Raw genomic sequence first — 24,273 nt, 5'->3', positions numbered from 1 at the left:
CTTATCGTATGCAGTCCGTTCTTTCGATATGTTTTTAGCATAATGTTACAAGATACGTCAATTAATGAGATGTGACAAGACCGCAAGATTCCAATCTAAACTAAAAAACAACTAAAATAAATTTTCAGTTTAGTGAAACGGAATTGTCCTATCAGAGTCTAATGGTGTAGCAAACCAAAAGGAAAGGGTTGGTCAAATTGAGAAAAAAGGTTAGTTGGATTTTTGTTACAGCATTCATTGCAGTGGCAGCAATTACCTACACATTTTATATCGACAAGTTGACTGTGACGGCCTCTGATAGTGCACTTTCCAATCAAGGATGGAACGTAAACTTCTCCAAACCTTTGAAAGAGGAAGCACTAGGATCGAATGATTTATATGTAACTGATCGAAATGGGAAGAAGTTGACAGCAGACATTTCACTTGGAAATGCGGGTAAGACCCTATATGTAAAGGGCCTCGTACCGGGTTCCTACGAGCTTCACGTTAAGAAAAGTGCGGTAAATGGTAAATCTATAAAATTGCTTCCAATCGATGAAATCAAGTTCACTATCCATGAAACAATCGAATCCGTTGCATCAGCAAAGGAATTGAAAGCCTATTTCGAACGGGTGAAGTCCATACAGCGGACAGAAGTAATGGTAACCCAAGGCTCAGAACTGTCCAATGAAGATTCCTCGGCATCTGCTAAAAGCGGTGGAGATCATTCGACAACGAATAATCAGGTCGAAGGAGTCGATGAAGCCGATAGCGTAAAGACAGACGGTAACTATATATATACCGTAATGGGCAATAACAAAGTCACAATTACCGATATCCGCGACCCGAAGAAAATCCGAAAAGCCTCGGAAATTAAAATGGAAGAGGAATTTTATCCTTCTCAGTTGTTTTTGCATGGCCACACGCTAATTGTTCTTGGCGAGAAATATGAGACTTACAACAACGAAATGAGTACTGATGAGGCAAGGATCAGCAGACTGGTGAACGGAATGACCACGGTTCGTATGTATAATGTGAAGAACCCGAAAACGCCTAAAATCATTCGAGAAATCGGTGCGGAAGGCTATCTAAACGGTGCGCGGAAAACAGGAAATATGCTGTACTTTGTTACGAATGTACAGCCGAACTTCTGGATCATGAATGAAATCGACGGCGACACGCTTCGTCCCCATGTATATGATTCCAAAGAAGAAGTTGATTCCGAACTGATTGACTACAAGGATATCGCAATTCTACCAGGCGCGATGGAACCTACGTACTCCATCATTACAGCCATTGATCTTTCAGCGCCGGCAGAAGGTGAGGTTGTGACAAAAGGCTATCTAGGTGCTAGTGAGCAACTCTATATGTCAGAAGATAATCTGTACCTGACAGCGACAATTTACGAAGCAAACGCTTCTACTTCGAAGAAAATGATTTGGAATCCCGGCACTGCAAACAGTGAATTATTCAAGTTCACATTGAATAAGACAAACGTCACATTCCAAAATTCAGCCACACTGAAAGGGCATTTACTCAACCAGTTTTCGATGGATGAGCACAATGGTTATTTCCGCGTCGTCACGACAGAGGGGAATATGTGGGATGATAAAAATCCGTCTAAAAACCATCTCTTTATTTTGGATGAAAACCTTAATACCACGGGATCGATTGAAGGTCTTGCGAAAGGGGAACGGATTTATTCTGCACGTTTCATGGGCGATAAAGCGTATATGGTAACGTTCCGGGAAACGGATCCGCTATTTGTCATAGATGTGGCCAACCCGACTGCCCCAAAAGTGCTTGGAGAGCTGAAGATTCCAGGCTTTAGCAACTACTTGCATCCACTTGACGACAATCATCTCATTGGCTTCGGTTATGAAACCGTTGCTGAGAAAAATCCGCAAGGGGGAGAGCCGCTCATTTTGACAATGGGTATGAAGATTTCCTTGTTCGATGTAACTGATTTCAATAATCCAAAAGAGACGGATACGGAAATCATTGGTGGGCGTGGAACATACTCGCCGGTTCAATATGATCACAAGGCATTGTTCCAGCATAAAGAACGAAACTTATACGGTTTCCCAGTATCGATTTACGATGAAATAGGGAAAGACCATAACATCGATTTCCAAAGCTCTGGTGCGCTCGTCTACGAAATTACACCGGAACATGGTATCGTCCTAAAAGGGGATTTACTGAAAGCGAAAAGTAGCGGAGAGCAATACGGGGATTGGGAGAGAGAAATTCAGCGTATGCTTTATAGCAAAGACATCTTGTATACTGTTTCAATGAAGGAAATCAAAAATTACTCGCTTGATACGTATGCACCAATCGGTAACTTACAAATTGACTGAATAGGATTCGACGATGAAAGATTCGGCCTCGCGCTGGGTCTTTTTCTTGTGCAGATAGTTAATCCACTCACTTTGTTCATTGTTATTTGCCTTCAGCTTCGATAAGATTATTTAATGGAGAGGAATTGGGTTGTATTTCTCATATATGTTGAAGTACTAATACTGTATATTTACTAGCGTAGGCGCCTTACAGGGGTAGCCGAAGCGTTATTCAATGGAATTTATTTCACTTGAGTTAGGAGGACGAAATATGCCAATAGTGGACAAAGAGACAGCAATAGATTGTTGTCTGCTCGCGGGACGTCTTATGATGGAAGCTGGGGCCGAGACGTACCGGGTAGAAGATACAATGGCGCGAATGGCTGAAACGCAGCAACTGTCAGCTACTCATAGTTTCGTTACGCCGACGGGTATTATTTTTTCACCAGGCAGTCCACATCATACGAAGCTGATTCGTATCAAGGATCGGACGACGGACCTTGAAAAAGTTGCACTCGTTAATGACGTTTCACGTAAGCTATCTGCAAATGAATATACGCTTGAAGAAGCGTACGCTAAGCTCCAAGAAATCCAAAAAGCGAATGTCATGTTTCCACTTTGGCTACAGATTATCGCAGCAGCTGTTGCAAGTGGGTGCTTTCTAATTTTGTACAACGGTCTTTGGACGGATGTCCCTGCTGCTATCTTCGCAGGGGGTGTCGGGTACGTCATTGTGACAAAGATTCATGAGCTGACAAGGGTGAAGTTTTTTGCGGAATTCGTTGGCTCATTGTTTATAGGGCTTATCGGGTTTACAGCAGTGCAGACCGGATTAGGAGTCGAACTTGATAAAATTATCATTGGATCAGTTATGCCGCTAGTTCCAGGCCTGCTCATTACGAATGCAGTGCGCGATCTGATGGCCGGACATTTTATGTCGGGATTGTCAAAAGGCGCGGAAGCATTTTTAACGGCATTTGCAATCGGTGCTGGCGTAGCACTAGTTTTATCTTTCTGAATGGAAAAGGGGTTTGAGTCTTGACGTGGATTGTACAAGCAATTCTTAGTTTCCTTGCCGCGACAGGCTTTGGGATTATATTTAATGCCCCACGTAGAATGTTGTTTTATTGCGGTTTTGTAGGGATGACAGGTTGGCTTGTTTATAGCCTGTTTAATGGAATATCGGGAGACCCTGTGCAAGCGTCATTCCTAGGTGCATTCATGGTTGCGCTCGTTGCACATATTTTTGCCAAACGTTTTCGTACACCAATGATTATATTCAGTGTCGCTGGAATCATTCCGCTCGTGCCAGGAGGGATGTCTTATAATGCGATGAGGCATATTGTTGAAAAAGATTATTTAACGGCAATCTCATTTGCATCGGGTGCTTTCATGGTATCGGGTGCGATTGCGATGGGACTTGTTTTTGCGGAAGTAATGATTCAGCTCATCTTTAGGTCCGGTATCGGAAGAAAGAGGGGGAAAAAAGTTTAAGAAAAGCGCAGGTGGCCTAGACAGATAAAAAACGGAGTGTCCTCGCTTTGAGAGATACTCCGTTTCGTTATTTCACATCATTAAATTTAATGTTATCAGATGTTACCGGCATGCCGATATAATAACCCTGTACGGCATCTGCACCCATTTTCTCGAGAAGCTTGTACTGCTCCTGTGTTTCAACGCCTTCTGCTACGGTATATAATCCCATCGATTTGCTGAAACGTATCATCCCTTCGACGAGTTGCTGCGTTTTTGGCTGTGTCGTCAAGGAATCGATAAATACCTTATCGATTTTCACTTTTGTGATCGGTAGATACTGCATATACCGGAATGAAGCATATCCGGTACCAAAATCATCTAGTGCAAACTCAATCCCTGCGTCTTGAAGTTCTTTCATTTGAAGGACGATTGAATTTTCCTCTTCAGCTTGAAAAGCGAATTTCTCGGTTATTTCAAACTGGATACAATTTGCAGGGCATTTTGTCTTATTAAGGATGTCCATAACTTTGTTTTTCATCTGCATATTACTGAACTCGCGAACGGAAGTATTTACTGAAATACCTACATGACGGCCTTGTTTATTCCACAGTGCGGCAAGCGTGGAGGCTTCTTCAAGTACAAAAGCGCCAATATTATGAATAAGACCGTTCTCTTCTGCAATTGGGATAAGCTCGTCAGGCGTGATAGTACCAAGATCCTCATCTTCCCAACGAACGAGCGCTTCGTATAGCGTCACTTCACCAGACTTGATATCAAATAGTGGTTGGTAGACGACTTGAAAATTATTGTGGTTAAGGGCAGATAACATTTTTTGGTCAATAATTGCTCGCCTATTAAGCACTTTATGCGATGCGGCTGAGAGTGAAGAAATCTTACCTCCACCATTATTGATAACATCTTTTGTAGCGGCCAATGCGGCTTTCATAAGATGGTTATAGGTTTTCTGGTCTTCGGGATAACGAACGACGCCACCGCTAATAGATAACGAAATGGCAACATTATTGATATAAATCGGTTGCTGTTCAAGGAATAGTAGAAAGCCTTGCACATACCAATCTCCGAAAGCGGTTAGGACGATAAACTCATTAGCACCAACCCTGGCTAGTAGATTATCCTGGAAATACCGCTTGAGCCTATTTGAAAATGATTTAATAAGTTCGATCTTTGATTCGGAAGATTGAAGGTCTTTCAATGTATAATAGTGATCAATGGTTATGAAGACAAATGAGAAATTTTTTGCCTCTTCAATAATTTCCGCTACGGTCGTTTCAAGTTTGTAACGACTCATTAACCCGGTCTCGTAGTCAATGAATGCAATTTGTTGAAGCTGGTTCCGTAATTGTACGTCTTCAGTGATATCCAATTCAAGGTAAGTAACAGAGAATGGATTTTCATGTGAGGGCATACTGGGAATGGCAATCATATTTACAAAATACGGTTCACCCAAACGTGTTACTTTTTCAACCGTACCGGACCATGTTTTTCCTGCCTTTATGCTTTTCCAGATGGCATGTGCTTGACTTTGACCTTCAACAGTTTCCGGGAACATTTGCCACAATGTATTTCCAAGCACTCGTCTAGGTGTCCATTTACTTGTTTCCAAAAAGTTTTTGTTTGTATAAATAATCGAACCTTCACTATCTGTTCGGGTTACCATATAAAATTGCTCGAGACTATTCATTATGTCCGGCAGTTCCGGCGCGAGTTGTCCATAATCTGGCTTCATATAAATGTCTCCTTCCCGATATAGATACTACTACTATTATAGTGAAGTTCTTGTGTCTGTACATCATGAAAGTGATAAATCATTAATTAAATATCCGTAATTGTAGATAAATAGTAAAATTAGGGGGTGGAAAGGCATGGGAAGATTAAAAGGTATTGCTCTAATTGTTTCGGGTGCAGTACTTTGGGGCGCCACGGGTCCAATGATGGAATGGATGTTGTTGCATAGTGAGATGTCGGTTTCTTTCATGCTGACAGTTCGTCTCCTACTCGCAGGCTCGTTTTTGCTAGCTATGCTGAAGTTACAGGGAAAGCGCATCACTCTTCCGTGGCAACATAAAGTGTGGGCCCGCCAGCTTCTTCTTTTTGGAGTATTTGGCATGCTCGGGGTCCAATTCACGTTTGCCGCGTCCATTAATACGAGTAATGCAATCATTGCGACATTGTTTCAGTTCCTTGCACCGATTTTTATCATCATATTTGTAACGGCGTCGCAAAAGACTTGGCCGCCAATCGTGCAGGTACTTGGAATGTTCGTGACACTAGTAGGGTTACTCCTCCTTTTGACAAACGGCTCGTTTTCAGGCTTTGCACTGAGCAAAGTTGCGGTTTTATGGGGACTTGCACTTGGTTTTGCCTTCTCGTTTTACACGTTATATCCCGTTCGGCTAATGCAAGAATGGGGAGTTCTGCTATCAATTGGCTGGGGGATGATTATCGGGGGAATAACGCTTTTAGTTACGAATCCATTGACAGTTTTTACCCACTTGGACTATTTAGCAGATTGGACCATAGCGGGCATGCTCCTACTCGTCATTGTAATAGGGACCGTTGCATTCATCTTGTTCATGAGTAGCATGAAATACATATCACCGGTGGAAATAAGCATATTATCGAGCTTTGAACCGCTGACAGCAATGGTTATTTCCGTCATCTGGTTCGGTCAGGTACTTGGTATGTGGCAATTGACAGGGGCGATAATCATGCTTATCGGGGTGACTTGGCTGTCGATTGCAGGTAGTAAGGTGAAAACATAGAATAGTGGAAGGACCGGTTCCCATTTGGGATTTCCGGTCCTTTTGTTATTCGTTGATGTAGAGACGTTCGTCTGCGGTGATGATCAAATCTTTTGGGACTAGCAGATGTACGGCAATCTGGCGCTCCGAAGTGTGGTGAGAATTATTCCTTTGTCGGGATGTATGTGTGAACTGACTTAACAGATAGGCTTCCTGATAAGTGGTATAGGTTATTTCGGTAAGGGGTGGTTCTAGGAACGTGACCGAGTCTGTTGTCCATTCTGGTATTTTGTAGTTAAGTTGGTTTGAGAAATCATAATCGCCCAACAGAAGAAGGGGCTTAATGAGTGTTTCTTCAATCAATCCATCATTTTCACTTTTACGTTCTACAATAATTGTTGAATGGATGTCATTGCCTTGCGCATTCATTTGGAGTGTTTTTCCTATCGTCTGCGTTCTTTTATTGAGAATCTTGGAAGAATCGATGGATCCGATATCTCCGTTTTGTATGGCATTCGTTATCAGATTAAGGTTTTCATTTGATTCCGCTTCTGGTTGACCGTTTAAAGAAGTGGTATCAACTAGTTCTACTGCAATCGTTGCAATGATTAAAATGGCTGCATATGTTGCCAAAAACACATACGTCCATTTTTTAGTCATCTGCCGTGTCGACTTTTTTCTTCCTTGCAGGAAGTACCAGATAATTAAAGCGATAAAGATAAGAGATAAAAGACCAGACATTATTTCCTCACCTCCGTTTTAGTTGTAACCCTGATGGAAATGGCGAAAAATATGCTAACTGTTACAACTATTTTCATAAGGAAAAGGAGTAACGATGTTTCAGAACCAAAGAAAGCAACAATTTTCGCAATAAAATCTAGGCCGCCCATATTTAACTGGAGAAGTGGAAACACAAAGATTGCCGCAATGAGAAGTGGCAGAACGAACTTGCTGCGCTGGACGAATGAACCCACAACATAACCTAAGCTTGCAAACAGGACGGTGTAAAGGATTGAAGTCATGACCCCGATGGAAAAGTCAGTCGGAGAACTAACCAGTCCTGATGCTTCCGTGAAAAAGGGATTACTTTGAAATAAAGAGATAAATTTAATGATTGAACCTGCAAGGGGTGCTAGGGTACCGGCGATGGCGGACGCGAATAGCAAAAATAGAATGCTGGATATGTTGTGGCTAAGCCGGTTTGATATGAACGAAAAAGCATCGTTACGATAAGCTAGTGTTGTAACAAGGATGCCCATTGAAAATGCCCAAAGAAGTGTAAGGATAACCGGACCATCCCCAGTTGACAACCTATAGTCTATCGTCAGCGTACCTCCATTACTTGATCCGCCACTACCGGCTCCATAACCAAAGAAAATCCCAATTAGTTGCATAACAATTAGTGAGTTAAAGACACCTGTATAGGCATTCAATTTATGAAGAAATTGTTTTTTGACGATATTAGTCAGCCGTGGTTCCGTTAAATACATGATCGATTCCTCCTTTTTTCCCGGTTGTCAGTGCAACATATGCATCGTCCGCCGAGACAGGGACTAGTTGGATGCCTTGTGTGTGTAAATGTGACTTTTCATCAGAAGTGAATGTGTTTTTGACGAGTATTTCACTGTAAGAACCATTTATCTGGCTGCTGATAATTTCTCTATCTGCAATGAAGGTACTAATCTTTTCCTCTTTGCCAATTAAGTTAACGAACATTTCTTGTAAATCTGTTGCAGGACCGTGAAAAAGGGCCGTTTTATTGTGAATTAAAAGAATATCCTCAAGCAAGTCTTCTACTTCTTCAAGGTGATGGCTAGATACTAAAATGGTCCGTGGATGGGCAATATAATCTTTTAGCAGCGCACGGTAAAAGTCTTTTCGCGCGACGGTATCCATACCAGTGGTCGGTTCGTCGAAAATCGTTACTGGACAATGAGAGGCGAGGCCAATAATGGCATTGAATGTACTTTTCTTCCCTTTAGAAAGATCTACCTGGCGGGCATTCGAATGAAAGCCAAAATAATCGAACAACCGTTGTGCAAGCGGCCCATCCCAGTTCGGATAGAAACGTCCCGCTTCCTGCAGGATATCCTTCAACGTCAGTTTGTCAGAAAAACTCATTGCATCGTCAACGAGGATAGAATTCGCAGACACTTTCAAACTGTTGAAAGGATTGACTGAAAAAACGCGGACATCTCCGGACGTGGCTTGAATATGTCCCACGGCGATTTTCATTAGCGTAGATTTACCGACACCATTACGTCCGATGATTCCTGTAAGAACGCCCTGTCGAATGCTGAAATTCATCTTATCCAACACGGTACGTCTGCCATATGTTTTCGTCACATCGTTAAATTCAATTACTGTCATGTTTATTCCCCCTTTATCCTCGCTCGTTCTGCTTCAATCATTGACAGCAGATGTGAATCGTCGACACCAAGAAGTGCGGCTTCATTGAGCAGTTCCCTAATAAGTCGCCGCAGCGTTTCTTCTTTTCGTTTGGCAAATAGTTTGTCGCGGGCATCCGACGCAACAAACATTCCTAAACCACGTCGCTTGTAGACAACTTCCGCTTCGAGCAATAGCGTAAGTCCTTTGCCGGCCGTTGCTGGATTAATCGTGAAGAGTTCCGCAAGTTGATATTGGGAATAGACTTTATCATCGGGTGAAAGTGTGCCGTCGATTATTTCTGTTTCAATCCATTCCGCAATTTGGACGTAAATGGGTTTCGAGCCGTCCATGTTAAGCACCGGTGTCACCTCCAATTAGTTAGTGCATTACTGTTGTAATGTACTATATGCTATTTGAGAATGAAAAACAACAGATAACTGGAAAATTTGGGATCTTGATTAGGAGAAGGGGTTTGTTGCTTGGATTTACGCAAAAATCGCGTAAATCACGCAGAACCCGGACTCTTCGTTGTCCGGGTTTGCAATTAGATAGTCGGAGTTGCAATTAGGTTTCGAAAGTTGCAATTAGAGTATCCAAGTTGCAATTAGAATTCGAAAGTTGTAATTAAAGTAATTGAAAAAGAATTTGTTGCTTAGATTTACGCAAGAATCTACGAAAAAACTGTTGCTCATGGTTACAGAAGAATGACTCTGAGATATCCTACAATTCAGTCGATTTGACTATACACAACTTGGTCGCTGTGGCATAATAAGTTCTATCGAGAAGTAATTCGTGAAACGAAAGAGTTTTTGGGGGTCAAAAAGATGAAAACAGTTTTTTCATATGCGTTGCCATATAAATGGCCTATCGTCATAGCATTATTTCTTATGTTACTGGAATTATCTGTCGAGCTAATTCAGCCGCTACTCATCAAAAAAATTATAGATGATGGCATCATGGTGGGGAATGAGGCTGTTATCTGGACGTGGGGAAGCGTTATGATGGCACTGGCGTTTGTCGCTTTCTTTTCGGGGGCCATCAATTCATTCTTCGCTGCACATGCGGCACAAAGTTTTGGATTTGATTTGCGACAGGCATTGTTTCGCCAAGTACAAGCGTTTTCCATGGCGACTTTTCTTCGGTTCCCGACATCGGGACTCATCACACGCTTGACAAGTGATGTCACGATGGTTCAAAACGTCCTGTTTATGGGACTTCGGATCATGATGCGTGCACCATTGCTCGTAATTGGAAGTCTGATTATGGCCTTTTTCGTCAATGTGAAATTAGCATTATTCCTTGTAGTTGGGGCACCATTATTGCTGATTTTTCTTTATTTTATGGCAAAAAAAGGGGTCAGTTATTTTTCGCTTGTACAGCGCAGACTTGACCGAGTAAACCGTGTCATTCAAGAAAACTTACAGGCTGTACGGGTTATTAAAGCGTTTTTACGCGGGGCTTATGAAGCAAGCCGCTTCTCAAAAGTATCTGATCTGTTAAGAACAGATACCGTCAAAGCGATGCGGATGATGGAGCTTATCTTGCCAATCCTGTTGTTTGTTATGAACGTCAGTTTGATGGCTGTACTCTGGTTCGGTGCAATTGAAGTTCGTGAAGGCGGCGCACAAATAGGAGAACTAGTAGCGATTGTAAACTACGCAATGCGCATGACAGGTGCGTTCTCGATGTTCTCATTCATCATTGTGGCATTCTCGCGTGCAAAAGCATCTTCCGAACGGATGGAAGAAGTGCTGATTGCGAATGAAGGCTTGGAGATCAATAGTTCGGAAAGTACAGGACTATTGCGTAATGAAGGCGATTTGGAATTCGAAAACGTATCGTTCATGTATCCGGGCAAGGTGGAACCGATATTAGCTAACGTGTCGTTCCACGTTTCACCGGGAGAAAAACTAGCTATTATGGGAGCAACTGGGTCCGGAAAATCTACATTGCTTAATCTTATTCCCCGTATATTTGAAAAAACACAAGGGAAGATCTATGTCAGTGGAACTGAAGTAGAGGACTGGCCGCTGAAAGATTTGAGGGATACAATCGGGCTCGTGCCGCAGCAATCGATTTTATTCACAGGATCGATTCTGGATAACTTATCATGGGGCGATATGGAGGCGGATGTCGACGAACTGGAAGAGGCGGCAAAAAAAGCACAAATCCATGAATCGATTGATCTGTTCCCGCTAAAATATGGAACAAGAGTCGGGCAGAAAGGTGTCAACTTATCGGGTGGTCAGAAACAGCGGCTATCCATTGCAAGGGCACTTGTTCGGAAACCATCCATCTTGATCCTCGATGACAGTACAAGTGCGCTTGACGTGAAAACGGAAACAGCACTATGGGATGCACTTGAAGGGGAAGAAGCGACGATGCTTGTTGTCACACAGAAAATCCGAACTGCACAAGGGGCCGACAAAATCCTTCTTTTAGATGAAGGGCAGGTTGTCGGCTATGGTACACATGACGATTTGATGGAACAGTCCGTACTGTATCGGAAAATTGCGGAATCCCAATCCGATGAGGAGGTGTCGGCTGATGTTACGCGCAATTCGTAAACCGTTCGGCTACGAGCCAATCCTATCAAAGGAAGATATTAATGGTACCGGGAAGAAGAAAAAAGAACGTGCTAGTAACTGGAAATCAGTTCTTTACCGGATATGGCAACTTGTCGATGAACAGCGGGGCCTGCTAATTGCTGTGCTCGCACTTGTTTTCGTCAGTTCAATCCTGGCGCTTCTTGGGCCATTGATGATTGGTAAAATTATTGATAACTATATTATTCCAATGAAGTTCGCGGGTTTAGGCGGAAGTATCGGGTGGCTTATCGCTATCTATATAGGCTTATCACTTGCGATGTATTTCCAAAACTATTGGATGGTTGGCATCGCACAACAAACCGTTTTCCGCTTAAGGACGAGCTTGTTTGCCCATCTTCAGAAGTTGCCAGTCACATTTTTTGATAAACGGCAGCACGGTGAACTGATGAGCCGAATTACCAACGATATTGAAAACGTTAGCCAAACGCTGAACTCATCTTTCATCCAAGTATTTTCAAGCATCTTGACGCTGACCGGAACGTTCGGGGTCATGCTTTACTTAAGCCCGTTATTGACACTGCTGACGATGATCATTGTTCCAGTGATGTTCGTAGCGATTCGGTGGATTACGCGCCGTACGGGACCTTTATTTAAAGAACAGCAGCAAGCAGTGGGCGAGTTAAACGGAATGATTGAAGAAACGATTTCCGGGCAGCGCATTGTCAAAGCATTTTCACAGGAAGAACGTGTAATGGAAGAGTTTGCGCAGAAGAGTGAGCGACTTCGACGAACCGGTTTCTGGGCGTTGACTTACTCTGGCTTTATCCCCAAAGTGATGAATATGTTAAACAACGCGAGTTTTGCGGTCGTTGCAGGGGTGGGTGGATTGCTTGCGTTAAGAGGGGACGGCGTTGTAACGGTCGGGACAATCGTCATATTCTCGGAATTTGCACGCCAGTTCACACGTCCGCTTAATGATCTTGCCAACCAATTTAACACAGTGCTGTCGGCAATCGCGGGAGCGGAGCGCGTCTTTAAGATTATGGATGAACCAGTCGAGAAGGATGAGGCGACGGAAAATGTGAATATGATCCTCAGGGGAGAAGTCGAATTCCGCAACGTATCCTTCGGTTATGCAGTCGAAACGGACGGCTATACAATTAACGATTTATCATTTCGTGTGAAGGCGGGGGAAACAGCGGCGTTTGTTGGGGCCACGGGGGCGGGGAAGACAACGATTATGCAGTTGCTTGCCAGGTTCTATGAAGTCGATAAAGGAGAAATCTTTATCGATGGCATTCCGATTAGCAAGTTGCCGCGGAAAACACTTCGTAGCCAGACGGCATTTGTCTTGCAAGACCCATTTCTATTCGAAGCAACAGTCCTTGAAAATATTCGTTATGGAAAACTTGACGCCACAGATGAAGAAGTCATCAAGGCGGCAAAACAGGCCAATGCGCATAGTTTCATTAGTCGGCTGGAAGAGGGCTATGACACTGTATTGACGGCAGATGGCGGCGAGATTTCACAGGGGCAGAAGCAGTTGCTGTCAATTGCGAGAGCGCTCGTTGCAGATCCAGTACTTCTCCTTCTCGATGAAGCCACGAGCAGTATCGATACGGTGACAGAGCTGGAAATCCAGGAAGCACTCGATCGCCTTATGGAAGGCAGGACCAGTTTTGTTATTGCACATAGATTGAACACCGTTCGGAAAGCCGATACCGTTTATGTTATGGAGCAAGGGAAACTAATAGAGTTTGGAAACCAAGAAGAATTGATTGAACGACAAGGTGTTTTTTACAATATGTTGCTGGAATCGAAAGTCTAGAAAAGCGTAAGCGCCTGGGTAGCTCGTGAAGGAAAAAGGGAAAGATCCGGAAGCCGCACTTTGGCTTTTGGTTCTTTCATCTTTTCCACAGCGAGCTAGGCGCTGAAGTCTAGACAGTATAGAAAAGCGAAGGCGGCCGTTTCAAAGGAACGCAGCCTAAGTACGCCACTTCCTGTGGCAAAGGCTGCATGACCTACATCCTGTAGGCCTGCGGGAGGCATAAGGCGTGCCGGCGGAGTGGCGTACTTTGCCACAAAGCTGGTATGACTTATGACCCGAGCGTTTGGCCGCTGGAGCCTAGACAGTCTAGAAAAGCGGAAGCGCCTGTGTAGCTCGTGAAGGAAAAAGGGAAAGATCCGGAAGCCGCCCTTTGGCTTTTGGTTCTTTCATCTTTTCCACAGCGAGCTAGGCGCTGGAGTCTAGACAGTCTAGAAAAGCGGAAGCGCCTGTGTAGCTCGTGAAGGAAAAAGGGAAAGACCCGGAAGCCGCCCTTTGGCTTTTGGTTCTTTCATCTTTTCCACAGCGAGCTAGGCGCTGGAGTCTAGACAGTATAGAAAAGCGAAGGCGCCTGTGTAGCTCGTGAAGGAAAAAGGGAAAGACCCGGAAGCCGCCCTTTGGCTTATGGGTCATTCATCTTTTCCACAGCGAGCTAGGCGCTGGAGTCTAGACAGTCTAGAAAAGCGGAAGCGCCTGTGTAGCTCGTGAAGGAAAAAGGGAAAGACCCGGAAGCCGCCCTTTGGCTTTTGGTTCTTTCATCTTTTCCACAGCGAGCTAGGCGCTGGAGTCTAGACAGAATAGAAGAGCGAAAACAGCACAAAATAAGGCTACAAGGGATGTTGTGTCCTTGTAGCCTTTTCTGTAGTCTCATAATTCATCTTCAAACTCTAGCTTTGTACCATTGTCGTATTCGATTTTAAGTTTGAATTTCGAGAAGTTATCGACATCGACCGCCTTCAATACTTTATCAATTACATCTTGTTGCGATTGATCTTTTGTAAGTTCTATTTCTGTGAAAATTTTATTGAGCTCATCCATCGCGGGATCACCTTTAAGTTTAATTTTGTGAGCTTTATTTATATATTCCGCTTCAATCTTATTTGTTTTCATTTTGTACTCAGCTTTAACATCCTCTTCGCCACTCACATCGATTTTAAGTTCGAATTTAGTGAAACCGTATGCAGTGTCCGTGTTATGTACCTTTTTTCCACATCCGCCTATAATCAAAGCCGTGGCTAAGATCACGAGTCCAAACAGTTTTAGTTTAATCAAATCTACACATCCCTTTGTTTTTGTTTTCCACTATAATATTTTGACCCTAATCTTGTAAGATTAAACAATAAGGATTTTATGAAATGAAAAAAACCAGCAGCTTAGCTGGTTTTAAAATGAAATATGATATATATTCTAGCTCTTTCAACCATCACTTAACATCTTCGATATTGAGTAACGTACCATCGTCAAAATCGACTTCAAGGTCGAATTTTGAGTAAGTTTCCAACCCAAACCATTGGAGAACCTTATCAATCACTTCTTGTTGAGGTGTATCTTTTGTAATACGAATTTCTATGAACATTTTGTTGAGCTCATCCATCGCTTTATTATCTTTTAGCTTGATATTCTGCAGTTTATTTTCATAATCTGCATTTGCTTTTTTTGTCACATCGTAATTAGCGTCAATTGCATCTTTGCCATCGATATCGATTTCAAGATCGAATGACGTAAAACCGTATCCATCACCAGTTTCGATGGATCCGCCGACTTTCTCATCTTCATTAATAATTACTGCTTCTTCGCGGTTTGGCTTATCTGCATTTTTCCCGAAGTTGCCGCAGCCGCCCATTAGCAATGCACCTGTAATAACGATTGTACCTACTGCATTCAATTTCCTCAAAAAACTCACTGCCTTTCGGATCTGTTGTCTTATCTATTATTTTGCCTAAAAACCTACTTTCTAAACAAAATACGTACACAAATAAAAAAACCGGCATTTTAGCCGGCTAGTAAAAGGAATGTATAATGTGCAAATTCAATCGAGTTACTTACCATTTCGCGATATGTTCTTCCGTGGTGCCAAGCATGTTGCGAATTTGTAGGATGGAGCCGTCATGTAAGCGTACTGTCCCGTTGAAGTAACCGACTACTTGATGGACTTCTGTGCGTACGAGTCGGACATTCGTCATAGAAACACGTTCAAAAAAAGGCGTAAATGTTATATTGACGGTGTCTGAGAACTTCGTTCGAATTTTCCAAGGCATCATGAAGTTTTTATTATTGTATGTAAACAGAACATCCTCATGAATTTTGGTCATCAAACCATCAACGAATACCGCATTTTCAGTCATGCCTGTCCCATCCGTCCATTTACCACCGAAATTAAGTCCAATGCGACGACCACCAAGTCGTTGCGATGCCATTGCCCAGTTCCATTCTGCTTTTCGCGGCCAAATACCTCTACCATAATCGAGAACAGCAAAACTATAATCTGGATTGAAATCATACCGTTTGTCGCCGATTTTAACGAACCCGGATGTTGGTAATGAATGGTGCTTAGCTGTGAACTGGAAAATGTCCCTGCTCCTAGGTATAACAACATTCAATGATTCATCGTCAACTGGATGTCCAATGTGGAAATCTGCATGCAGTACTTCATTATCAAAGTCTGGGATGGTCACGGACAGATGTGTTTCGCCTTGAATATGTATGATTTGCACAGTCAGGTTGTCATTCACAAATTTAACGCCATCCAGTACGTTTTCAGGCATTTTCACATTGCGCCCAATTGGAATCGTTACCTGCTTTTCATAAAATCGCTGCGTTTCATAATTTAAAATATAGACAAAGCAGACAGCTGCATAATCGAGATGGCTAATCGTTGCGGAAAATAACAAATCTTCCCCGTAAACACACCAATAATTCCACTTCTTCTTGCGCATGAAGTGGTTCTTGAGATTGCTCTGGATGAAAGGCTGACGTGCGAAGCCGATTGCTTCTGGATTCAATAACCCTTTGTCGTCACATAACGCAACGGGTTCGGTAATTTCTCTTTCTGCATGCTGCATATAGACTTCCCCCTGCCTATTGTCTTTTTCGAATCATCTTGCTATACTTCTTATTGTATCAAAGATACGGGGCATTAGCTCAGCTGGGAGAGTGCTTCGCTGGCAGTGAAGAGGTCAGGGGTTCGAGCCCCCTATGCTCCATATATTTTTAAAATACGTAGAACCCTTGATGTATAAGGGTTCTTTTTTTTTAGGAATCGTTAGTTCATAGCAATTTTACTTGCAACCAAATTAAAAACTTACTATTTCTTTACCTCTATGCTTTAATAGTACTTTATATTGGGAGTATATTGAAATATGAACATTTAGGTAGAAATGCACTACTGTTTTTTGAGAAAGGAAATTCTGAATGGTCCGGGAAATTATGTTGCCTTTTGATACCGCTTTGTTAGAAGTGCTCGTAGATATGGTGTTTATCGTGAAAGTTGAAGAAGATTTTACCTTTACCTATGCCTTTTTTAATCACGTGGCTATTGAGAAAACCAACTTGGACCAAAATGCTATCGGCAAAACATTTAGTGAAGTGCATGATGAAGAACTAAGTATTTTATTGAACGACGAATATGGAAAAGTATTGAACACTAACAAAACGACGACTTATGAAGACTCCTATAAATCGCCTTCAGGAATTAGACGTTATTCTGAGGCTAGATTGACACCCTTATTCGACAAGACGGGCGCATATACGCATATTGTTGGCGTTGTGAAAGACGTTACAAATGAAAAAGTTGCGAAATTGGAAAGTGAAGATTCGTGGAATAAGCTTGTTGAAAGTAAATCACGTTATCGCTCGTTGTTCGAGAATAATACTGATGCCGTTTTTACGACCGATTTAAGTGGAGTTATTCTGAGCGGCAATACGGCTGTTGAAAAAATCAGTGGCTATTCGCTAGATGAATTAAAAGGTAGGGCACTTATCGAATTCCTTGATACAAGTGATCCTGTTTTTTCCATTAAATCATTTCAACAGGTATTGGAGTATGGGCTTAATGATCAGCGTATAACCTTTCTTGAGAAATTAGGCGCAAGTGTCAGCTGTCTCGTCAACTTCACACCGATTGAAGTGCGGGATAAAGTCGTAGGCATTTATGCAATTGTGAAGGATTTAAGAGAACTGGATGACATGAGCAATAAATTCGTTGAAAGCGAAAAACATTTTCGGATCATTGCAAAGAATGCCCAGGACGTCATCGTGTTGATAAATGACAAGCAGGAGTACCTCTACGTTTCTCCTTCTAGTAACCAAATTTACGGGTACGATTCCACGGAATACACTGCGAAATCATTGTCTTGGCATGTGCATCTGGAAGATGTTTCTCGCATGGAACAGAATTTTGTACAAGCACTTCGGGAAGCAACAACATGCAGTATACGTTTGAGGATAAAGCATAAGTTGAATGGATGGCTTTGGTCGGAATTAAAGGCCACTCCAGTTTATGATGCACGGAATAAGTTTAAACATATGGTGATAATTATCCGCGATATTACGTTGCAAAAAAAGCATGAAGAGCAACTTGAGTATTTTGCATACCGTGATTTTTTAACGAATTTACCCAATCGTCGATTTTTCACAGATCAGCTACTAATGGAATTGGATCATTTTCAGAATGGGGGTAATGGTTTTACGGTATTTCTTTTGGATATCGACCATTTCAAAGGTATCAATGATCAATATGGCCATGAAATAGGTGACTGTGTAATCATAGAATTCGGTAGGAGATTATGTGGAAGTATACCCAAAGACGCTATTGCTGCCCGTCTTGGCGGTGATGAATTCATTCTCTTGTTACCTAAGGTGGAAACAGCAGAACTTGCAAAGGAAACTGCAATTAATATCCAACGTGCGATGGAAGCACAATGGTCAATCAAGCATACTACGCTGAACGTTACCGCAAGCATGGGAATTTCACTTGTATTATCCACTGAGGCAACTGTATCCACCATATTGAAAAATGCTGATAATGCGATGTATGATGCCAAAAAGTCAGGTGGAAATTCCTTTGAAATCCTTTACAATAGGTGAAGATAGAGCGGCAAATAGTTATGCCCCAAAGTATTTCGAAAGCGTTCGGTTGATGGAGAGAAAAACGCTATTGACAGTGTAAATATCATACTAATCGGCATATGTTTCAACAGCAAATTAACAATATAAATGGCAAATTAAAACGCTCAATCCGAGCGTTTTTGAAAGTATATTTACTATCCAAATTTTACTAAAGCACCCCTTACTTGAAGACAATCGGTTTTACCCTACATAAAAGGCACTAATTGTTTCGTACACCTTTCATATCTCCATAATAAGATACAAATTCCTTTAATTCTTCTAGTGTTGAAGGGATAAAGCTTTGGTCGCTATCCATTTCAAATTGTAATTCATTATCTTTACCCGATTGTTCTTTAAAATACCCTTGTATTATGATTTGTCCTAGATTGTTAAATTTAATATCTATCTTTAGATTCGCCTCGGAACTCCAAAAGGTGGCTTCTCCTTTTAGTTCGCTATTACACCTTTTTAATTGGTCATAAAACTCAAATACTTCTCCTGTGGTAAACCACAGGTCGCCTTGTACATAATATTTTCCACTCTTAATTTCTACTATTGCTTTAGCATCATAACCGCCATTATGACTTGTGTCTTTAGGAAATCCAAAAACTTCTATCAACTCAAAACGTATAAAACCTTGGTTGCCTCTAACGACAAACTCATTCATATTACTCACCTCTCTAGACAGGAACCTGATAGTTAAATTATATCAGGCTAAAACGAAATTCAGCATAAGTTTCTTGAACTAACCTGCTTCATTAGTTGAACAAGGAATAGGATTAGCTACATAAGATCCATTCGGTAATCGTGAGTGTATGCGCCATACACAACAGGTTAACATAACGCCAATTCACGGAAGTATTTAACTCCATTACTCAATAAGAAAAACTGCCCTGTAAAGGCAGCCGAATCTTTACTAAAGCACTAGTTAGTTGAACAAGATTATCGATTTATTTTGAAGAGGCATACTTTCAAAGTTTCTTCTTTTGCGTCTTCTTCCATTTGCTCATCATCATCTCTAACCTCTTCAAATGGAAAGCCATCGTGATATGGAAATCTTAGAAACTCCTCAATGATAGGCTCAAGTTTATGTGTAATTTCGATTTCACATCCGAATGGTAGGGCAGTGTCATAATCTGATATTAAATTAAACTTTAGTTGAGCAGATTGCCATTCGAACCAAATATAGATGAGCATTCCATCTCGATTATTTGAACCATTTATTTGCTCGCGTCTGTTGGTCATCACTCTTTGGAAAAAACCTATGAAATCTTCCACTACTATCTCAGTCGCTAATTCCTTGCTGATAGACATTGACCAAGTGTTGTTTGCTGTTTCTTCGTTTAAATCTTGCATACTATTGCCAATAAACAATGGGGCAACAACTATTTCTCCAAGGGATTGAAAAAACTCATTTTTATTCATGATTACTGCTACTAAAAACATAGAAAAACGTGTAAGTTTCTCTACGCTAGACTTTTCCTGCTTCTTCGTACCCCGCCTCGCCACTTGCCCGCTACTACGGTTGGTTTAGCACTCCACAGGCGTAAATTCGGATGTAGCCCACCCTATTGATACGCGGTTTTCATTCTGTCACAACCGTGTATTCCTTCGTATATTTCAGATTTAAACTCGCATTGAAATCCCGATCCATTTCCATCCCGCAATTTTCACAAGTGAAAATACGATCGGCGAGGGATAAAGAAACGTTTTTCTCACCACAGTCCGAACAGCGTTTCGAAGAGGGGAACCAGCGATCAACGAGCCGAATCTCAATTCCGATTTCTAAACACTTCGCGATGAGCCATTCCCTAAACTGCCTGAAGTTTTGTTGGCCAATTGAGCGGGATAAATGGCGGTTTTTCATCATGCCTTTGATGTTCAAATCTTCGATGGCGATAAATACTGGTTTGGTTTTCACCAGTACGCTCACGACAAATCGAATATACTCCTTTCTAACATTTGCGAGTCTAGCGTGCAATTTTTGAACAACCAACAGTTGTTTTTGCCTGTTTTCAGCGCAGAATTCACCTCGCTTCCGATTTTTATTTTGTTCATAACATCTACTTAGTTTCCGTTGTTGCCTTTTCAAGCGCTTTTCCATCTTGATGATTCGTTCTCGCTTATTAATAGTGTCAAAAACAAGGTGGTTACTGCAAACCGCGAACTCTTTAAGACCTAGGTCTACGCCGATTCCATCCGTTTCACTCTTGTATGCTGCTTTACTTTTTTCAACGTCGCACAAAACAGCGATAAAATAGCGACCTGCTTTTTGTGACAGTGTACAATTTATGACTGTTGCATCTGTTGGAATATAACCGAATTCCTTTAATCGCACCCATCCAAACGTTGGGATTTTAATTCGATGACGTTCGACGATTAAGTCTGTTGCATTGTTTTTCGGAAAATAAGCTTTCACATCTTGATTTTTCTTCTTTTTAAAGCGTGGAAATTTGGCCAATCCTTTAAAAAAACTCTTAAATGCCCTATCTCCGTTCATAATGGCTTTTTTAACGGCTTTACTCGAAACCTCTTTAATCCATTGGTCGGTTTGTTTCGTATGCACATTGTTCAGCCATTTTGAAAAGTCAAAGCCGGACAAATACTTTTTTGTTTCTTTATAGTGGTTTTGTGCGGTCTCAAGATAAAGATTGTAGACATACCGGCAAACACCGATTGTTTGAATGGCTTTTTGTTGTTGGGAAGTGGTGAAATGAACTTCAGTTTTATATGCCTTTTTCAAAACAAGCATCCCCTTTTATGTTCTTCCAATGACCGTTCCAACTCCATCAACAATCTTTACCCTACTTAACGCAAAGACAACCATTGAAAAGCTTTTAAACTACTAGATCTTTTACTATGTTTTTATACAATCTTCACTATTTTTGATAACAGTAGTCTGCTCCTTCTACAAATAGCATTTTATAAAATTCATTTTACACTAACTTGCCCCGTTAGTTTAAGAAAAACCATTCACAATAATTGAATATACTTCAACAAAAAATCCCGAAATTATTTCAAAAAGTAGTTCGCTTAATATTAATCGAACTACATCAGTTTTTGTACTGGTTTTAGCAACACCGCATAAATTTATGTGGTGTATTCAATTTACATGCCTATTGATGTGTTAATAAGTAAGTCCAATTTAATAGAGCATTGATTAGACAACGAAAAAGGAGACACCAATTCATATGCGAATAATGTCCCCTATTGAGTTGATACTAAATGTTTTCTCCCCAACAACCGAACAAGTTAGGTTTAAACGAAAGCTATTTTTTATTAAAAGATCAAATATACATAAAGATGAGTATAAATTAACAGAGTAGCACTATATGTCTTATTACCTTTACAGATAAAGCCTAAAGTCTTGCATACTTTAGCAACTGCATGATTTATGGCATATAAATGGTTGGAATAATTCAATTATTCTTGTAGACAGATTAATAGTATTACTCTATACTTTACATAATTCATCGGAATGGGTGAATGCTATTTATATAACACTTAAGGGGGATGGAGAATAATGAAAAAGTGGTTAACAGCAACACTCATGATTGCAGTTCTACTAATCGCGGGGTGTAGTAAAGATGGTGGGGGCGTCACTACAGAGAACTCGACTCTGCAAAACGTGGCGAAAAACAAGAAGCTAGTAATTGGGATTTCGCCAGGGTACTTCCCGTTTGATATGAAAGATCCAAATGGCGATTTTGTAGGCTATGATGTTGATACTGCAAATGCTATTGGAGAATGGTTAAAAGTAGATGTGGAGTATAAACAATTCACATTTGACGGGCTTGTTCCGGCACTTCAAACGGGAGAAGTCGACATGATTCTTGCGGGTATGACAATCCGAGGAGACCGAGCACTTGCTGTCAGTTTTTCCAATCCATATTATAAAACTGGCCAAGCACTTATGCTGCCAGCTACTGATAACTCCACTAAATCGTGGGAAGATTTAGATGTGAAAGGAAAGAAAATTGCGGTTGGTATTGGAACGACTGGAGCCCTATTAGCGAAAGATCTTTTTAAAAATGCCGAAGTGATGGATTTTGAGGAGTTCCCGTCTGCTGCAACAGCAATGGCGCAAGGACAAGCAGATGCTGTTCTTTACGATGAACCTGCAATTGCTGTCTGGAAACTACGTAATGGTGATCAGGTCAAAGCACTAGAAGGATTAATTTCCTCTGAAAATTTAGGAATTGCAGTAAAGAAAAATGATATTGAAACAATTTTATGGCTCAACTCATTTTTAGCGAACTATATTGAAAGCCCATCAGAGTTAGCTTCACGTCATAAATGGTTTGAAACAAGTGAATGGTTAAATGAAGTTGTAGACGAATAACAGCTTCTACAATTTCTAAGGGGGAACAAACATGGGCTACCAATATGACTGGAGTGTCATATCGCGCAACATGGACGTATTTATCGAAGGAGCGCTTAAGACGCTGGAAATTTCAGCGTTAGCTCTTTTAATCGGTATACCGATTGGTATTATTATTGGAATGGGACGTGTTTCTAGAAATAAAGTTATTCGTCTCCTTTCTTCAATATACGTCGAAGTTATGCGCGGTGTACCGCTACTTGTGTTACTTATATGGATATTTTTTGTTCTAGGTCAATTTTTAAAATTGGGCGCATACTGGGGAGCTATTCTTGGACTTGCCATTTTCACAGGGGCATTTATTGCCGAAATCGTTCGTTCTGGAATTCAAGGGGTTCCGAAAGGTCAAATGGAAGCCGCGCGTTCATCGGGAATGTCCTACACGCAAGCTATGCGATACATAATATTACCGCAAGCATTTCGTCGTGTACTACCCCCGTTAGCGTCACAGTTTATTATACTAATAAAAGATTCATCTTTAGTATCAGTAATTTCTGCGACAGATTTAACGTTAAACGCAAAAAACCTCGTTGCCACATCGTTTCGTTCACTGGAAGTGTGGACGTTTGTTGCCTTAGTCTATTTCATTATGACATTCAGCTTATCGCTGATAATCCGGTATTTCGAGAAAAGATTGTTATCTCGCGAGGTGTGAGTATAAGCTAGTAGTGAGGGAGTGTCATTTATGATTACCATTAAAAACGTTAATAAATCCTTTGGTGCTCATCAAGTGCTGACGGATGTATCACTAGAAGTACCGAAATCTAACGTAATTGCACTTATTGGACCCAGTGGTGCCGGAAAATCAACGCTCATTCGGACATTAAATGCGCTAGAACCAATTGATAATGGAGAAATAATTGTGGATGGTGTTTCCATTCACGGCAAAAAGACCGACATTAACAAAGCTCGTATCAATATCGGATTTGTCTTTCAAAACTTTAACTTGTACCCATTTCTCACTGCGCTTCAAAACGTGACGATGGCACCGTTAAAGGTGAAAGGGATGAGCAAAGAGGCAGCGGAAAAGAGAGGGAAAGAATTACTGATCTCTCTTGGGCTTGGCGATAAATTCGATGCTTATCCTGGCCGGCTTTCGGGCGGACAACAGCAACGTGTTGCTATTGCACGGTCGCTCGCTATGGATCCACAAGTGATGCTGTTCGACGAACCGACATCCGCACTCGATCCAGAAATGGTGACGGAAGTGCTTGATGCAATTCGTAAATTGGCACACGATGGGATGACGATGGTCGTCGTTACGCATGAAATGGGCTTCGCCAAAGAAATTTGTGACGAAATTGTCTTTATGGCGGATGGGAAAATTGTAGAAAAGGCTCCACCATCAAAGTTCTTTACAAACCCAGATTCCGAACGAGCGAAGAATTTCTTATCTAAAGTGCTGAACCACTGAATTTTCAAGTGGTTCGGCTTTTTTTATTGTCTAAACAATTTTGTGCTCGCCTCA

21 protein-coding genes and 1 tRNA gene are annotated in these 24,273 nt (G+C 41.5%); 11 read left to right on the top strand and 11 right to left on the bottom strand.

Translation table 11 applies throughout. The features are described 5' to 3' along the window. The first annotated feature begins 197 nt into the window (after positions 1-197). The 3 genes from H2672_RS01110 (at position 198) to H2672_RS01100 (ending at position 3,809) form a co-directional block, all read left to right on the top strand. The gene (locus tag H2672_RS01110; RefSeq protein ID WP_186668067.1) at positions 198-2,336 is read left to right on the top strand and encodes a beta-propeller domain-containing protein; all 2,139 of its coding nucleotides are present in this window, start codon (positions 198-200) and stop codon (positions 2,334-2,336) included. Positions 2,337-2,586: 250 nt separating this feature from the next. Then, positions 2,587-3,333 carry a threonine/serine exporter family protein gene (locus tag H2672_RS01105; protein WP_186668065.1) on the top strand — a complete coding sequence of 249 codons (747 nt, stop codon included), beginning with the start codon at positions 2,587-2,589 and terminating at the stop codon, positions 3,331-3,333. Between the two features lie 20 nt (positions 3,334-3,353). Then, complete coding sequence (locus tag H2672_RS01100; protein ID WP_186668063.1) at positions 3,354-3,809, top strand: threonine/serine exporter family protein; 456 nt, start codon at positions 3,354-3,356, stop codon at positions 3,807-3,809. 67 nt (positions 3,810-3,876) lie between these two features. Here H2672_RS01100 and H2672_RS01095 read toward each other — a convergent pair whose 3' ends face one another. Then, positions 3,877-5,538, bottom strand: coding sequence for a sensor domain-containing protein (locus H2672_RS01095; protein WP_186668061.1), 1,662 nt, complete (start codon positions 5,536-5,538; stop codon positions 3,877-3,879). A 136-nt stretch (positions 5,539-5,674) separates the two neighbouring features. Here H2672_RS01095 and H2672_RS01090 point away from each other — a divergent pair, with 136 nt between their 5' ends. Next, entirely contained in the window at positions 5,675-6,574 is a 900-nt protein-coding gene (locus H2672_RS01090) for a DMT family transporter (protein ID WP_186668059.1), read from the top strand. Between the two features lie 45 nt (positions 6,575-6,619). Here the strand turns inward: H2672_RS01090 and H2672_RS01085 are convergent, their stop codons facing one another. From H2672_RS01085 to H2672_RS01070, 4 genes are read right to left on the bottom strand one after another with little or no spacing between them, the layout of a single operon-like run. After that, complete coding sequence (locus H2672_RS01085; RefSeq protein WP_186668057.1) at positions 6,620-7,294, bottom strand: hypothetical protein; 675 nt, start codon at positions 7,292-7,294, stop codon at positions 6,620-6,622. Continuing rightward, positions 7,294-8,043 (bottom strand): hypothetical protein, encoded by a 750-nt coding sequence (locus H2672_RS01080; protein ID WP_186668056.1) that lies wholly within the window; start codon positions 8,041-8,043, stop codon positions 7,294-7,296. Before H2672_RS01080 ends, H2672_RS01085 begins: the two co-directional genes overlap by 1 nt. After that, complete coding sequence (locus H2672_RS01075; RefSeq protein WP_186668055.1) at positions 8,015-8,923, bottom strand: ATP-binding cassette domain-containing protein; 909 nt, start codon at positions 8,921-8,923, stop codon at positions 8,015-8,017. Before H2672_RS01075 ends, H2672_RS01080 begins: the two co-directional genes overlap by 29 nt. A gap of 2 nt (positions 8,924-8,925) precedes the next feature. Beyond that, positions 8,926-9,294, bottom strand: a complete 369-nt coding sequence (locus H2672_RS01070) for a GntR family transcriptional regulator (RefSeq protein ID WP_186668352.1) — start codon at positions 9,292-9,294, stop codon at positions 8,926-8,928. Positions 9,295-9,768: 474 nt separating this feature from the next. On the opposite strand from H2672_RS01070, the gene H2672_RS01065 reads away from it, so the two are divergent. Both H2672_RS01065 and H2672_RS01060 read left to right on the top strand, forming a co-directional pair. Further along, a complete protein-coding gene (locus H2672_RS01065; RefSeq protein WP_186668054.1) occupies positions 9,769-11,511 on the top strand; it encodes an ABC transporter ATP-binding protein in 1,743 nt (580 codons plus the stop codon). After that, positions 11,492-13,321 (top strand): ABC transporter ATP-binding protein, encoded by a 1,830-nt coding sequence (locus tag H2672_RS01060; protein WP_186668053.1) that lies wholly within the window; start codon positions 11,492-11,494, stop codon positions 13,319-13,321. Before H2672_RS01065 ends, H2672_RS01060 begins: the two co-directional genes overlap by 20 nt. 864 nt (positions 13,322-14,185) lie before the next feature. Here H2672_RS01060 and H2672_RS01055 read toward each other — a convergent pair. The 3 genes from H2672_RS01055 to H2672_RS01045 form a co-directional block, all read right to left on the bottom strand. Further along, positions 14,186-14,590, bottom strand: a complete 405-nt coding sequence (locus H2672_RS01055; protein WP_186668052.1) for a YusW family protein — start codon at positions 14,588-14,590, stop codon at positions 14,186-14,188. A 151-nt stretch (positions 14,591-14,741) separates the two neighbouring features. Beyond that, complete coding sequence (locus tag H2672_RS01050; protein WP_186668051.1) at positions 14,742-15,212, bottom strand: YusW family protein; 471 nt, start codon at positions 15,210-15,212, stop codon at positions 14,742-14,744. A gap of 148 nt (positions 15,213-15,360) precedes the next feature. Continuing rightward, the gene (locus H2672_RS01045) at positions 15,361-16,380 is read right to left on the bottom strand and encodes a DUF2804 domain-containing protein (RefSeq protein ID WP_186668049.1); all 1,020 of its coding nucleotides are present in this window, start codon (positions 16,378-16,380) and stop codon (positions 15,361-15,363) included. A gap of 68 nt (positions 16,381-16,448) precedes the next feature. On the opposite strand from H2672_RS01045, the gene H2672_RS01040 reads away from it, so the two are divergent. Both H2672_RS01040 and H2672_RS01035 read left to right on the top strand, forming a co-directional pair. Continuing rightward, positions 16,449-16,521 (top strand) — tRNA-Ala (locus H2672_RS01040). 208 nt (positions 16,522-16,729) lie between these two features. Continuing rightward, positions 16,730-18,403: a sensor domain-containing diguanylate cyclase gene (locus H2672_RS01035; protein WP_186668047.1), complete on the top strand. Its 1,674-nt coding sequence runs from the start codon at positions 16,730-16,732 to the stop codon at positions 18,401-18,403. A 241-nt stretch (positions 18,404-18,644) separates the two neighbouring features. On the opposite strand, the gene H2672_RS01030 is transcribed toward H2672_RS01035, so the two are convergent. The 3 genes from H2672_RS01030 to H2672_RS01020 form a co-directional block, all read right to left on the bottom strand. After that, entirely contained in the window at positions 18,645-19,091 is a 447-nt protein-coding gene (locus H2672_RS01030) for a WapI family immunity protein (protein ID WP_186668045.1), read from the bottom strand. Between the two features lie 275 nt (positions 19,092-19,366). Beyond that, a complete protein-coding gene (locus H2672_RS01025) occupies positions 19,367-19,849 on the bottom strand; it encodes a hypothetical protein (RefSeq protein ID WP_186668043.1) in 483 nt (160 codons plus the stop codon). 160 nt (positions 19,850-20,009) lie between these two features. After that, positions 20,010-21,167, bottom strand: coding sequence for an RNA-guided endonuclease InsQ/TnpB family protein (locus H2672_RS01020; RefSeq protein WP_186668042.1), 1,158 nt, complete (start codon positions 21,165-21,167; stop codon positions 20,010-20,012). Between the two features lie 780 nt (positions 21,168-21,947). Here H2672_RS01020 and H2672_RS01015 point away from each other — a divergent pair. Genes H2672_RS01015 through H2672_RS01005 form a run of 3 tightly spaced genes read left to right on the top strand, consistent with a single transcriptional unit; the run spans position 21,948 to position 24,219 of the window. Continuing rightward, the gene (locus tag H2672_RS01015; RefSeq protein ID WP_186668041.1) at positions 21,948-22,766 is read left to right on the top strand and encodes a transporter substrate-binding domain-containing protein; all 819 of its coding nucleotides are present in this window, start codon (positions 21,948-21,950) and stop codon (positions 22,764-22,766) included. A gap of 31 nt (positions 22,767-22,797) precedes the next feature. Then, entirely contained in the window at positions 22,798-23,460 is a 663-nt protein-coding gene (locus tag H2672_RS01010) for an amino acid ABC transporter permease (RefSeq protein ID WP_186668040.1), read from the top strand. A 30-nt stretch (positions 23,461-23,490) separates the two neighbouring features. Next, entirely contained in the window at positions 23,491-24,219 is a 729-nt protein-coding gene (locus H2672_RS01005) for an amino acid ABC transporter ATP-binding protein (protein WP_186668039.1), read from the top strand. The last annotated feature ends 54 nt before the right edge of the window (positions 24,220-24,273 follow it).

The sequence above is a fragment of the Sporosarcina sp. BP05 genome (genome assembly GCF_014282005.1).
Classification (GTDB): Bacteria; Bacillota; Bacilli; order Bacillales_A; family Planococcaceae; genus Sporosarcina.
The sequence above is the reverse complement of the archived record's forward strand: the minus strand, read 5'-3'. Positions and strand labels throughout refer to the sequence as shown.